Source organism: Naumannella huperziae (genome assembly GCF_054073625.1).
The window spans coordinates 739840-752791 of sequence record NZ_JBSXPH010000001.1 but is presented as its reverse complement, the minus strand read 5'-3'; the positions used below and the strand labels follow the sequence as shown (position 1 = coordinate 752791).

General features: G+C 70.7%; 10 protein-coding genes. 6 read left to right on the top strand and 4 right to left on the bottom strand.

All coding sequences use genetic code 11. The features are described from left to right. The first annotated feature begins 28 nt into the window (after positions 1-28). On the top strand, positions 29-589 hold the full coding sequence (locus tag ACXDC7_RS03540) for a hypothetical protein (protein WP_179444798.1): 561 nt from the start codon (positions 29-31) through the stop codon (positions 587-589). Positions 590-740: 151 nt separating this feature from the next. On the opposite strand, the gene ACXDC7_RS03535 is transcribed toward ACXDC7_RS03540, so the two are convergent. Genes ACXDC7_RS03535 through ACXDC7_RS03525 form a run of 3 tightly spaced genes read right to left on the bottom strand, consistent with a single transcriptional unit; the run spans position 741 to position 3185 of the window. After that, entirely contained in the window at positions 741-1496 is a 756-nt protein-coding gene (locus ACXDC7_RS03535; RefSeq protein ID WP_179444799.1) for an enoyl-CoA hydratase family protein, read from the bottom strand. Between the two features lie 46 nt (positions 1497-1542). Further along, positions 1543-2463 (bottom strand): DNA-3-methyladenine glycosylase family protein, encoded by a 921-nt coding sequence (locus tag ACXDC7_RS03530; RefSeq protein ID WP_459221208.1) that lies wholly within the window; start codon positions 2461-2463, stop codon positions 1543-1545. Then, on the bottom strand, positions 2451-3185 hold the full coding sequence (locus ACXDC7_RS03525) for a DUF3152 domain-containing protein (protein ID WP_459221207.1): 735 nt from the start codon (positions 3183-3185) through the stop codon (positions 2451-2453). The genes ACXDC7_RS03530 and ACXDC7_RS03525 overlap by 13 nt, the downstream gene beginning before the upstream one ends. Before the next feature lie 218 nt (positions 3186-3403). On the opposite strand from ACXDC7_RS03525, the gene ACXDC7_RS03520 reads away from it, so the two are divergent. Both ACXDC7_RS03520 and ACXDC7_RS03515 read left to right on the top strand, forming a co-directional pair. After that, positions 3404-4867 (top strand): YibE/F family protein, encoded by a 1464-nt coding sequence (locus ACXDC7_RS03520; protein WP_179444801.1) that lies wholly within the window; start codon positions 3404-3406, stop codon positions 4865-4867. A gap of 39 nt (positions 4868-4906) precedes the next feature. Beyond that, positions 4907-6232 carry an MATE family efflux transporter gene (locus ACXDC7_RS03515; RefSeq protein WP_459221206.1) on the top strand — a complete coding sequence of 442 codons (1326 nt, stop codon included), beginning with the start codon at positions 4907-4909 and terminating at the stop codon, positions 6230-6232. Positions 6233-6235: 3 nt separating this feature from the next. On the opposite strand, the gene ACXDC7_RS03510 is transcribed toward ACXDC7_RS03515, so the two are convergent. After that, positions 6236-9160, bottom strand: coding sequence for a beta-galactosidase (locus ACXDC7_RS03510; protein ID WP_459221205.1), 2925 nt, complete (start codon positions 9158-9160; stop codon positions 6236-6238). Between the two features lie 188 nt (positions 9161-9348). Here ACXDC7_RS03510 and argE point away from each other — a divergent pair, with 188 nt between their 5' ends. The 3 genes from argE to ACXDC7_RS03495 all read left to right on the top strand — a co-directional run bounded on the left by argE (position 9349) and on the right by ACXDC7_RS03495 (position 12944). Then, complete coding sequence (gene argE / locus ACXDC7_RS03505; protein ID WP_459221204.1) at positions 9349-10557, top strand: acetylornithine deacetylase; 1209 nt, start codon at positions 9349-9351, stop codon at positions 10555-10557. Then, positions 10554-11816 (top strand): MFS transporter, encoded by a 1263-nt coding sequence (locus ACXDC7_RS03500; protein ID WP_459221203.1) that lies wholly within the window; start codon positions 10554-10556, stop codon positions 11814-11816. Before argE ends, ACXDC7_RS03500 begins: the two co-directional genes overlap by 4 nt. Before the next feature lie 63 nt (positions 11817-11879). Beyond that, entirely contained in the window at positions 11880-12944 is a 1065-nt protein-coding gene (locus ACXDC7_RS03495) for an LLM class flavin-dependent oxidoreductase (protein ID WP_459221202.1), read from the top strand. Positions 12945-12952 lie beyond the last annotated feature (8 nt).

Sequence of the window (12952 nt, the reverse complement as noted above, 5' to 3'; positions counted from 1 at the left end):
CTCCGATCGGCGCGAGGAAGGTCGAGGAATGAAGCCGACCAGGGCGCAGCGTCAGCCGAGTGATAGCGGCTCGACTCGGTGGACGGCAGGGACCACCCGGAAACAGGTCGCGCGTCACCCGACGTCAGGTGACGACGAAGCGCACAACGACCTGCCGGTGCTCTACGTACCTTCGTGGCTACCGAAGGACCCGCACGCGCCGATCGCGATCGAGCATGATCGCAAAGGCCGAATCAGCCACTACCCGAACCCATCCCAACTACGGACCGAGCGACAGTGTCAGGACTGGCAGGCGCGGGCCGAAGGCGAGATCGACGAGATCTCAAGCGGCGCAGCGCTCGAGTGGCAAATCAGAGTGTCGGCCGTGCCCTCGGCCTTGATTGCAGGGGTCGCCGGGGCCGTCGTGTTGTCGTTCGAGCAATCGGCCTGGCCAACGGTTGTGGCCATTCTCGTGGTCATGATCGTCTGGCTCGGCGCGGTCCTCGCCAGCTGGCGCGGGCTCAAGGCCGTGCGCAGGCTGAGGATCCTCGCCGAGCTCTACGGCCGACGCGAGCGCGAACTCAAGTCGGCACGGACGCCGCCACAGTGAGCGACTGAACGAACCGCACGCCGGTCGGATGTTCCGGCCTGCGAACTCCCGCTCGATGAACGCTCCGACACTTCGCCGGAATGCCTCGTGTTCGTCGGAGAGCACCATTGCCCCGTTCGCTGAGGCAGGCGACGGGGTCGCGCCGGCGCACTCATTGCGCCCAGCGCGGCGGCCGCTTGGCGAGGAAGGCGGCCATCCCCTCCCGGGCCTCCTCGCTGACGAACAGCGACTCCGAGTGATCGGCCAGCCCGTCGATCCGGGCGTCGAAGTCGGCGAGCAGCGCCGCGTTCAGGGTCCGCTTGGTTTCCCGCAGCCCCTGCGGCGATCCCTTCACCAGCTCGGCCAGCAACTCGTCGACGGCCGCGCCGAGGTCGTCCACCCGCGCGTTCAGGAAGCCCATCTCCACCATCTGCGCCGTGTCATGCCGGGCGCCGCCGAGCATCAGCCGGGCCGCATCGCGATCGCGCAGCCGCGGCAGCACCACGACGGAGATCACCGACGCGGCCAGGCCGAGGCGTACCTCCGTCAGCGCGAAGCTCGCCGCATCCGTCGCGACGGCAAGATCACAGGCGCCGACCAGCCCCACACCGCCGGCGCGCACATGCCCGTCCACCGCGGCGATCACCGGCAGCTCGTGGGTGATCAGGTCGCGCATCAGCGGCAGCATCAGCCGCGCCGGCTGGTCCTCCGGCGCCGCCCGGCGCGCCTCGGCCAGGTCGACACCGGCGCAGAAGGTGTTGCCGGTGTGGGAGAGCACCACCGCGCGCGCGGCCGGTTCGGCGCTCGCGCCGGCCAGCGCCTCGCGGGCCTCGGCGATCAACTGCCCGGACAGGGCGTTGCGGTTCTCGGGCGAGTCGAAGATCACCCAGTACGCGTTGCCGCGCAGCTCCGTGCGTACCCTGCTCATCCGGTCCCTTTCGCCGTCGAATCCGGGGGCCATCCTGCCGCAGGGCTCAGCGGGGCAGATGGGTGGGCAGCGAGCGGCGCGGACCGCGCCGCTCGGGTCCCAGGCCGGCGCTCATGATCAACAGTTGCACCCGAAGCCGGTGGCCGCGCCACGGCTCCAGCAGCTCGGTGGCCACCTCGTCGGAGGTCAGATCCTCACCGGTCAGCGCGAAGATGATCATCCGCGGCACGTGGTAGTCGCCGACCGACCAGGCATCGGGATCGCCGTGGGCGACCGCGCGGACCTCCGCCGAGGTCCAGGCGCCGACCCCCGGCAGCGAGCGCAGCGCCGCGTCGGCGTCGGCGTCGGCCGATTCGAGGGTACGCTCCAGCGCCGCGGCCCGGCGCGCCCCGCGGACCAGCGCCGCCGACCGCTTGCCGTCCACCATCGCCCGCAGCCACTCCCAACTCGGGATCGCGGCCCACCCGGCGCCGTCGGGCTGGACGCACATCCCGTGCGCCGGCGAGGCCGGGTCCCGCGCGGGGCCGGGCGCCGGCTCGCCGAACCGCCGGACCAGCCGCCGGAAGGCCCCGAAGGCCTCGCGGCCGGTCACCTTCTGCTCGATCACCGTCGGCGCGAAGGCCTCCAGCACCGCCCGGGTGCGCCCGATCCGCAGCCACGGGTTGCGGCGGGCCAGATCGACCAGCAGCGGGTGCCGCGGCTCGAACCCGGCGGCATCGTCGTGCAGCCCGAGCAACTCGGGCACCTGCTCCAGCACCCAGTCGGCGCCGCTGCCCCATGCCCGCGCGAGGATCGCCTCCCCCTCGCGGTGCAGCCGCAGCAGCGCCGGGCCCTCCGGCGTCCGGCTGGCGCGCCACCAGCCGTCGCTCGCACGCCGGTGGGTCGGATCGCCCGCACCGCGGCGCAGCCGGCCGATCGCCTGCCCCAGGTCGACCGGGGTGCGGATCCGGCGGGTCAGTTCGGCCACGGGTAGGGCTTGCACTTCCCGACGCCCTTGGTCTGCTGCATCATCAGCGGGGCGCGCTCGCCGGCGGCCGGGCAGCCCTCGTGGCCGTGCCCGAGGAAGTGCCCCACCTCGTGGTTGACCAGATAGCGCCGATAGTTCTCCATGTCATCGCCGTAGGCCCGGGCCCCGAGCAGCCAGCGCTTGGCGTTCAGATTGACCTCGTTCCCGTTGCGGCAGCTCAGCTCGCCGCCGGTGCGGGCCGGTAGGCAGTTCTTGTCGGTGGTCGCGGGGGTGGCGATGTTGATCGTCAGGTCGGCGCTCTCGCCGGACCCGACGAAATCGAATCGAAGATTCTCCGAGCGCTGCCAGCTGCGGTCGTCGTGCAGGATCTCCGCCGCCTCCTTGGCCGCATCGTCGGCCTTGATCGGCAGGGTCTTCTCCACCCGGACCCGGACCCGGACGGTACGCCCGTCGCGGCGGTCGGACTCGGCGGCGAACTTCGACGTCTGCCAGGTGCCGGGCCCGCGCTCGGGGATCCTGGGCGGCTCGGCCTTCTTCTTCGGGTCCTGCCGCTGCTCGGGGGTCGGCTCCGGACCCTCGTCCTCCTCGACCTCGACGGTCGGCGTGACCGACGGCGTCGGCGTCGGTTCGACGACGGCGTCGGGGATCGCGATGGTTGCCTGGTCCTGCGGGGTCGCGGCGCGCACGGCCATCGCGACCGGCACGGTGAGCGCCAGAACCACACAGGCGATGGTGATCGGACGGGCCAGCGGGGCGCCACCGGGCCGCAGCTCGCGCCCACCGCGCGTACCCTCGTCGGTGCCGCGCGCGCGGCGCGGACCGGAGGCGGCCGCGCGCCGCGGATGTCGGGCATCGCGGCGCGGCGAGGTATCTTGCCGTGGGTCCGGATGAGCCCCCCGACCCGAATGACCTGTCACGACGACTCAGACTAGGCGAACCCGTGAGCGAGAACCCAGTACGCAACCGCGGCATGACCGCGCACTCGCACATCGCGCTGCACGACGACCCGGCACCGCTGTCCGAGGAGGACATCGCGCGCCAGCGGCGGGCCACCCGGATCATGATCCTGGTGCTGATCCCGATCGCGTTGTGGACGCTGGTGGGACTGATCGTGATGTGGCCCGGCAATGTCAGCGACCACCTGCGGGGCAATACGGCGTACTCCCAGGCCGATGTCAGCGTGCAGCGCGCGCGGATCCTCGAGGTACGCGAGATCAGCAGCTCGGGCCAGGTCGGCAGCGACGGCACCAACGACCCGCGCCCGGCCGCCGATCTGACCGTCGAGCTGCTCGACGGGCCCGAGGCAGGCCAGCAGACCCAGATCAGCATGCAGCCGGCCGTCTATTCCTCCGGGGTCGCGGTCGGGCAGACCGTCACCGTCTATCGCGTGCCCATCGAGGGCGCCCCGGCGTCCTACCAGTTCACCGACTTCGAACGGACGGTGCCGCTGATCACGATGGCGCTCCTGTTCGCGGTGGCGCTGGTGGCGATCGCGCGCAAACGCGGCGCGCTGGCCCTGGTCGGGCTGGCGTTCTCCGCGTTCATCATCGTGAAGTTCATGTTGCCGGCGCTGATCTCGGGCTCCAGTCCGGTGCTGGTCGCGCTGTTCGGCGGGTCGGCGATCTTGTTCGTGGTGCTCTATGTCACCCACGGATTCTCCGTCCGCACGACGACGGCCCTGCTCGGCACCCTGTTCGGCATGTATGTGGCGACGTTCCTCGGCTGGCTGGCGAGCACCTGGGCGCACCTGACCGGCGTGGGCAGCGAGGACGACTCGCTGCTGTGGGCCTCGGCGCCGGACATGCAGCTCACCGGGGTGGTGATCTGCGCGATCATCATCGCCTCGGTCGGGGTGCTGAACGACGTGACGATCACCCAGGCCTCGGCGGTCTGGGAGCTGTCCAGCGTCGACCCCGAGGGCAAGCGGCTGTTCAGTCGCGCCATGCGGATCGGCCGCGACCACATCGCCTCGACCGTCTACACCATCGCCTTCGCGACCACCGGCGCCTCGCTCGCCACCTACCTGATGCTGGTGGTCTACAACCGGCCGCTGCTCGACGTGATCGGGCTGGAGCAGTTCTCGATGGAGATCATCGCGACGATGGTCGGCGCAATCTCGGTGATCTTGGCGATGCCGCTGACCACCGCCATCGGCGTTGCCGTGGTCAGCGCCACCCGCGGCCGGATCGGCGACCTGAAGCCCGCGACCGAGGGCGGTACGCCCGGTGGGCACCCCGACGACGAGCTGCTCGACCTCGACACCAGCCACCCGGACTGGGTGCCGAGCGCGCCGAGCCAGCGCGGGCGGCGGCTGCCCAAGCTGCCGCGGCCGTCGCTGCCGCGTCCTTCGCGCGGTGAGGGCGGCGACGAGCCGGAGGGCCCGAAGCCGCGCCGCCAGGCCTGAATCACACCGGTGTAGTTATCCCCACTGTGGAAAAGCCCTGTGGATAACTCGCGCGCGGGTACGCCGCCGCGCCCCGTCGGCCGGGAGATCCTCGCGCTGGCGATCCCGGCGTTCGCGACGCTCGTCTCCGAGCCGCTGATGCTGCTGGCCGACTCGGCGATCGTCGGCCACCTCGGCACCACCCAGCTCGCCGGGCTCGGCCTGGCCGGCAGCGTGCTCAACGTCACCGTCGGCCTGTGCGTGTTCCTCGCCTATGCCACCACCGCGACCGTCGCCCGTCGGCTCGGCGCCGGCGACCGGACCGGGGCGCTCGGCGCCGGTGTCGACGGGCTGGTGCTGGCCGGAGTGCTCGGGATCGCGCTGGTCGTGGTCGCGCAGGTGGCCGGGCGTACCGTCCTCGGCTGGTACGCCCCACCGGCCGCCGTGCTGGACCAGGGCCTCGCCTACTTCCGGATCGCCTCGCTCGGGCTGCTGCCGCTGCTCGCGATCCTGGCGGCGACCGGGGTGTTGCGCGGGCTGCAGGACACCCGGACGCCGCTGTACGTGGCGGTGACCATCAATCTCGCGAACATCGGGCTGAACTTCGCGCTGGTCTACGGCGCCGGCCTGGGCATCGCCGGCGCCGCGCTCGGCACGGTGATCGCGCAGTCACTCGGGGCACTCGTGCTGGTCGGGGTGGTGCTGCGCGGCGCTGCCCGGGCCGGCGCCCCGCTCCGGCCGCATCCCGTCCGGGTGCTGGTCGCGGCGCGGGCCGGCGGCTGGCTGTTCCTGCGCACGCTCAGCCTGCAGGCCGCCACCGTGATCGGCACGGTGATCGCGACCCGGTTCGGCGCGCCGTCGCTGGCCGCCCATCAGGTGACCGGCGCCATCTTCATCTTCCTGGCCTTCGCGCTGGACGCCCTGGCGATCGCGGCCCAGGCCATCGTCGGCAAGACCCTGGGCGCGGGCGATGCGGCTCGGGCGCGGGCGCTGCTGCGAACCCTGCTCTGGTGGGGCGCCGGCGCAGGCGTGATCTTCGGGGCGGCGCTGGCGCTGGGACGCGGGGCGCTGGCGGGCCTGTTCACGCCGGACCCGCAGGTCCAGGCGCTGCTCGGGGCGACGCTCATCGTGTTGGCCCTGGCCCAGCCGGTCGCCGGGCTGGTGTTCGTGCTCGACGGGGTGCTGATCGGCGCCGGTGACGCGCGCTACCTCGCGGTGGCGGGCGTCTGCGCGCTGGCGGCGTACCTGCCGCTGGCGCTCGTCGTCGCCGGGCTCGACGCCGGGATCGCGTGGCTGTGGGCGGCCTGGGCGGGCTACCTGGTGGCGCGGCTGGTCACGCTGGGGGTACGCGCCCGCGGCGAGGGCTGGCTGCGGCTGGGGATCTGAGGATCACCGCCCCGGGCTGTCGACCAGCGGCACCTCCAGCGGGCTGTTCGCGCGCCCGAGTTCGGTGAAGGAGACCTCGCCGATCCCGCCGGTCGTCGCGTCGGTGTTCCACGACGCGATGGCGATGGTGTTCTCCCCGTTCTCGTCCAGGATGCCCCGCGGGATCGGGAAGGTACGCTGCGGCCCGGTGTCGGCCACATAGCGTCCGAGTTGCCAGCCGTTGACGAAGATCAGCGCTCGCCGGTGCACCCCGGCGCCCGGCTCGGTGATCGTCAACCCGATCGAGGCATCGAGGCCGTCCGGTACGTCGAGAGTGGCCGTGGTGCGGTACCAGGTGACGCCCGGGGTGCGCTGGTCGTCGTTCGGCACCTGTGCCGGCCGCCAGGCCGAGTCGTCGAAGCCGGGCAGACCCCAACCCTGCTGCTCGCCCCACAGGCCGCCGTTGTTCAGCGGTCCCCGCGTTCGGTCGGCATGATCCTCACCGCCCGCATTGCCCTGCAGGCGCCAGTCGATCGCCGGGTTCAGCGCACCGGAGCGGCCGCTGAGCGCGACCTTGCTGATCCCGATCGGCACCTTCCAGCGACCGGGGATGGTCAGTTGGTACTGACCCTGGCCCTGCAACTGGATGGCGAGGACGTTCGGCCGATTCGGGCGTACCGTCCCGGCCGGGATGGCGAAGGACTTTTCGACGGCGTTCTGCTGACCGGTGGTGCCATGGCTGCCCAGGAAGACACCGTTGAGCCAGACCGAGTAGTCCCCGCCCGATCCGTCGGAGGAGAAGTGGGCCGTCAGGTCGAGCCTGGTCGGGATCCGGTCGGTGCTGAAGCGCCCGCGATAGAAGATGTCGCCGGTGTGGAAGCCGTAGTCGTCGGCGTACAGCGACACGGGCGTCTGGGGCACCACCTGGTAGTTGGTGGTGGTCCTGTCCGCCCGGACCCAACCGGAGTCGTCGAAGCCCGGCGCGGTCTGCGGGTCGACCGGTGAGCGCCGCCAGTCGGTCAGCTCCGGCAACGTGAGCTCCGCGGGGGCCGGCAGTTCAGCCCCGGCGCGGATGCCGTCGCCGTTCCAGGTGATCGCCGTGGCGTTCGCGGCGCGCCCGTGCGCCGTGACGGTCCGGCCGGCGCCGGTGGTGTCGCCGGTCAGTGTGAGCCGCCCCGCGGACAGCGTCGCGCTGCGCACCAGGTCCGGGCCCTCGATCACCAGGGGCCCGTCGTCGGCGGGCAGCACCCAGAAGCGCTGCGCGCGTTCGCTGTCGGCGATGACCAGGGTCAGGTCGCGATAGCCGCCGCCGTCGATGGTCACCGTGGCGACGCCGTCATGGCGGTAGTCCAGGCGCAGCTCGCCGGTGGCCCGATCCCAGGTGGTGCTGACCTCGCCGCCGTCGACCGAGACCTTCGGCTGCCGGGTGCCGCGGTAACGCAGCACGGTCTGTCCGGCATCGCCCTTCGTCCCGTACAGGACGCCGAGCCGCCCCCGGCCACGACCGGGCGCATCGACCATCAGGTCCGAGGTGGTGTAGGCCAGTTCGGCTCCGGGATTGCCCCCGTCGCCGCTACCGAAGATGTAGTCGGTGAGCACCGTGCGCGACTCACGCGGCCCGACGCGCAACTCCGGCGTACCCTCCGCCGGGATCGTCCGCTCGCCCGTTCGGGTGGGCACGGTGACCCGCACGGAGCGGTCGGCGCGGGCGTTCCAGTCGCCGCGGTGGTGCACGAAGTTGAACTGGGTGCCGGTCTCGGGATTGCGGCGCGCCTCGACCCGCACGTCCGCGTCGGTCACCGCGGGGGCTGGCGCGGCGTCGGTCCGGCGCAGTGGCTCGAAGGTCGACATGAAGTAGGCCCGCGCCTTCGACTCGTAGTACTTGGCCGGCAGTACGCGATCCTCGGGTACGCCCGCGCCGTAGTCGTAGGAGGTGTAGAGCGGCGGGCTGGCCGACCAGCCCCAGTTGGTGCCCCCGACCGCCATGTAGATGCCCTGCATGGTGTAACCGCTGGCAAGCGCGACATTGCGCAGCGCGATCTCGGCCTTCCCGTCGACGTAGCGTTCGGTGCAGTTGGCGTACCCGCCACCGCCCCAGTAGTCGAACATCCCGCCCTGGTACTCGACCATGTAGCGCGGGGTCCCCGGCTTGTAGTCCCAGAAGTCCTCGAAGAGGTCCGGGACGCGACCCTGGGGCGCCTTGCAGTCCCAGCCGATCGGGTAGGTGTCCTTGCCCGAGATGTCGACCAGGTCGTCCCAGGTGCCGCAGTTGTTCGCGGTCAGCGGCACGGTGATCCCGTCCTCGGTGACCTGGTCGACCATCGCCGCCATGTACGCGCGGTCGGGCTCGCGCTGCAGGTTGTCCCGGCAGTACTCGTTGTCGACCTGGTAGCCGATCACCGGACCGCCGAACTGCCACTGCCGGGGTGCGATGATCTCGTCGACGGATGCCAAGTACTCCCGCCCGGCATCCAACATGGTCCGGGTCGCGCCGCGGCCCGGGTCCTCCGAGGCCTTGATCCAGCCGGGCAGGCCGCCCGCGCTCGTCTCCGCGCCGATGAACGGCCCGGGGCGAACGATCACGAAGAGGCCGAGCTCGCCTGCGTAGTCGATCACCGCACCGAGGTCGCGGACTCCTGACCAGTCGAACTCCCCAGCCCGCGCCGAGACCTGATTCCAGGCCACGTAGAGCGACACCGCGTTGTAACCGCCCGCTCGCACCTTCTCCAGCTTGTCCCGCCACACCCCCGGACTCGGGTCGCGGAAGTAGTGATACTCCGCGGCGTAGATGTACTCCCGCTTGCCGTCGATGATCATCGAGTCACCGTCGTAGGAGACCGTGCGGCCGTCGACCACCGGTGGCAGCACGGGCTCGGCGCTGGCGAGCTGTGGCAGGGCCACCACGGCACACAGCACGGAGACGACGATTGCAACGATGCGCTTCATCATGGCCGGGGGGCTCCTTTGCCGTGGACCGCCACTGATTGGATCAGACTGATCCGACCAATATGGCGAATCCCCGTGATAATGCGAGGTTTCTGGGAGATTCCCGTATCAATGGTCGGATGTCAAGACTTCCGTGCCATCCGCATGGTGGGCGGCATGCGCGGCCGGGCGGCTCGTGCTGACATGGACCCGTGAGCGATGACAACACACCCAGGTCGCTGCCCTGGATCGAACGCCTGGTCAGCATGGACACCACCAGCCGAGACTCCAACCTTCCGCTGATCGAGACGGTGAGCGCGGAGTTCCGGCGCCACGGCATCGAACCGCACGTGTTCCCGAACGCGGACGGCAGCAAGGCCAATCTGGTGGCCACAGTGCCGGCGGCCGATGGCACCACCGCTGGCGGCGTCGTGCTGTCCGGGCACACCGACGTGGTCCCGGTCGACGACCAGGACTGGGACTCCGACCCGTTCGTACCCGAGGTCCGCGACGGCCGGGTCTATGGCCGCGGGACCGCCGACATGAAGAGCTTCACCGCGGTCGGGCTGACCTACCTGCCCGAGATGGTCGCCGCCGAGCTGCGCGAGCCGATTCATTTCGCCCTGACCTATGACGAGGAGGTCGGCTGCCTCGGCGGGGAGGAGATCGTCAAGCAGATCGCCGACCTCGGCCTGGCACCGCGCGCGGCGATCGTCGGCGAGCCGACCTCGATGCGGGTGATCAGGGGGCACAAGTCGATCAACCTGATCCGCGTCGAGTTCACCGGGGTGGCGGCGCATTCGTCGCTGACCAGCTCCGGGGTGAACGCGATCGAGTACGCCGCGGAGTTGATCACTTTCGTCCGCTCGATCGCCGATGCCTGGCGAGCCGACGGCCCGTTCGACGAGGCGTACCCGCTGGCCTACTCCACCGCCAGCGTGAATCTGATCCGCGGCGGGATCGCCTCCAACACCGTGCCCGAGGAATGCTTCGTGGAGCTGGAGTTCCGCGGCATCGCCGAGATCGACCCCGACGAGATCATCGACCGGATCCGCGGCAAGGCCGACGAGCTGGCCGAGCGGATGCGCGCGGAGAATCCCGCCGCCGGCATCGAGGTGAAGGTGCTGGCCAAGGTGCCCGGCCTGGAGACCCCCGGCGACTCCGCGGCGATCGCGCTGGGTGATCAATTGGGCGCGATCCCGAGCGAGGAGAAGGTCACCTACGGCACCGAGGCCGGGCAGTTCGCCGGCTCCGGCATCGAGACGGTGGTCTGCGGTCCGGGCGACATCGCGCAGGCGCACGCCGCGAACGAGTACGTCGCGCTCGACCAACTCGTGGCCTGTGAACGCTTCGTCGAGAAGCTGATCAAGGTATTGTCCGGGGAGTCTGCCGAGGAATCGGCCCGGGAGGAGACCCGATGAGCACCACCGCACCGACCGCCTACGATCCCGCCCGCGCCCGACGGGCGGTGGTCGCCGCCAGCCTGGGCAACGTGCTGGAGTGGTTCGACATCATCGTCTACGCCTTCATGGCCCCGGTGATCGCTCGGTTGTTCTTCCCGGGCGAGGACGAGACCGTCAAGCTGATCAGCGCGTACCTCGGCATCGGCGTCAGCTATCTGATCCGTCCGCTGGGCGCGGTGATCATCGGCAACTACGGCGATCGGCACGGCCGCAAGGCGGCCCTGACCCTGACCATCGGGCTGATGACGCTCGGGGTGGCGATCATGGCCTTCGCGCCGACGTACGCGATGATCGGGATCGGCGCCCCCGTGGTGTTGCTGATCTCCCGCCTGGTGCAGGGCTTCTCCGCGGGCGGCGAGTTCGGCTCGGCGACGGCCTTCATGACGGAGAACAGCGGGTCGCGCAAGGCGTTCTACGCGAGCTGGCAGGTCGCGACCCAGGGCGCGTCGTTGCTGCTCGCCGGGCTCGCCGGCTGGCTCCTGTTCAGCTTCCTCGACCCGGCCGCGCTGGACTCCTGGGGTTGGCGGGTGCCGTTCATCTTCGGGCTGCTGATCGGCCCGGTCGGGCTGTGGATCCGCAGCCAGTTGCCCGACACCGCCGAGTTCGCTGCGGCGTCGCCGGAGTCGTTCCCGCTGCGCGCGGCATTCAGCAAGTACATCGGCCGGATCCTGGTCGCCGCGATGTGCGTCGGGGTCGCGACCATGAGCGTGTACCTGATCACCTACCTGCCTGCGTTCGCGATGAAGCTCGGTCTGCCGAACTGGTCGGGGTACGCGGGGGCGTTCCTCGCCGGGTTGGTCGCGCTCGTGTTGTCGCCCTTCGTCGGGATGCTGGCGGATCGGATCGGGCAGACCCGGATCATGATCGTCGCGGCCGTCGTCGGGATCGTCGCCGTGGTGCCGATGGTGCAGTTGATCATCTCCACCGGGGCGGTCTGGGCGCTGCTGGTGGTCGAGGTGGTGCTCGGGCTGTTGATGGCGACGTACTTCGCCCCCCTGCCGTCGCTGATGGCGCAGCTCTTTCCCGTGCAGGTGCGGGCGACCGGGCTGTCGGTGGGCTACAACATCGGGGTGACCGCGATGGGCAGCTTCGCGCCGGCAATCCTGGCCAACTGGGTGCAGTCCACCCCGCTGGCGCCGGGCTTCTACTACATCATCGTGGGCGTGATCTCGCTGATCGGGCTGGCGCTCGCGCGCCGGGTGTACCACCAGCCCTGATCCGCCGGAATACCGGCCGAAGATTGACTGTTCAATCATCAACTCGAGTCGTGGGAGGACGAGATGGCAGTTGATCCGGCAGCGGTGAAGTTCGGGCTGAACACCTTCGGCACGGTCGTGCCCGATGAGCAAGGCAAAGAGCCGAGCGGCGCGGAGGTGATCCGGCAGGTCGTCGAGGAAGGTGTTCTGGCCGACGAGCTGGGCCTGGATGCCTTCGACGTCGGCGAGCACCACCGGCCCGACATGGCCGTCAGCGCGCCGGACATCGTGCTCGCCGCGCTGGCCGGGCGTACCTCGAAGGTGAAGCTCGGTTCCGCGGTGACGGTGCTCAGCTCCGACGACCCGGTCCGGGTGTTCGAGCGGTTCTCCACCATCGATGCGATCTCCCGCGGTCGCGCGGAGGTGATCTTGGGGCGCGGGTCGTTCACCGAGTCGTTCCCGCTGTTCGGCTTCGATCTGGCCGACTACGACATGTTGTTCTCCGAGAAGCTCGACCTGTTCGCGGAGTTGATCAAGGAGCGGCCGGTCACCTGGTCCGGCAGCCACCGGCGGCCGCTGGAGGGCGCGGACGTCTTCCCCAAGACCGAATCGGGACGGCTCGGCGCGTGGATCGGCGTGGGTGGCAGCCCGGAGTCGGTGGTGCGCACCGTGAACTACCAGATCCCGATGATGCTGGCGATCATCGGCGGCGACTCCGAGCGCTTCGTGCCCTATGTCGATCTCTACGAGCGGGCGCAGGCGGCGTACCGCGAGCAGGTCGATGCCTCGGCGCCGGAGCGGCTGCCGCTCGGGGTGCACTCGCCGGGGTTCGTCGGCGACGACGACGAGTCGGCGCGGGAGGCGTACTGGCCCGGGTACGCGCGGATGCGCGAGCGGATCGGCCGCCAGCGCGGCTGGCCGCCGCCGACCCGGGAGGAGTTCGACGAGGAGACGCGGACCGGCAGCCAGTACGTCGGCTCGCCGGAGACCGTCGCCCGCCGGATCGCGCGCACGATCTCGCTGCTGCAGGCGGACCGGTTCGACCTGAAGTACGACGGCGCGGTCGGCCATGATCAACTGATGGGCTCCATCGAGCGGTACGCCACCCAGGTGGTGCCCCGCGTCCGGGAGCTGCTGGCCGAAGGCTGATCGGTCAG

Excerpts from the sequence above, each read along its gene's own strand:
- ACXDC7_RS03540 (WP_179444798.1), top strand. The coding sequence starts at position 29 with ATGAAGCCGACCAGGGCGCAGCGTCAGCCGAGTGATAGCGGCTCGACT.
- ACXDC7_RS03535 (WP_179444799.1), bottom strand. The coding sequence starts at position 1,496 with ATGAGCAGGGTACGCACGGAGCTGCGCGGCAACGCGTACTGGGTGATC.
- ACXDC7_RS03510 (WP_459221205.1), bottom strand. The coding sequence starts at position 9,160 with ATGATGAAGCGCATCGTTGCAATCGTCGTCTCCGTGCTGTGTGCCGTG.
- ACXDC7_RS03500 (WP_459221203.1), top strand. The coding sequence starts at position 10,554 with ATGAGCACCACCGCACCGACCGCCTACGATCCCGCCCGCGCCCGACGG.
- ACXDC7_RS03495 (WP_459221202.1), top strand. The coding sequence starts at position 11,880 with ATGGCAGTTGATCCGGCAGCGGTGAAGTTCGGGCTGAACACCTTCGGC.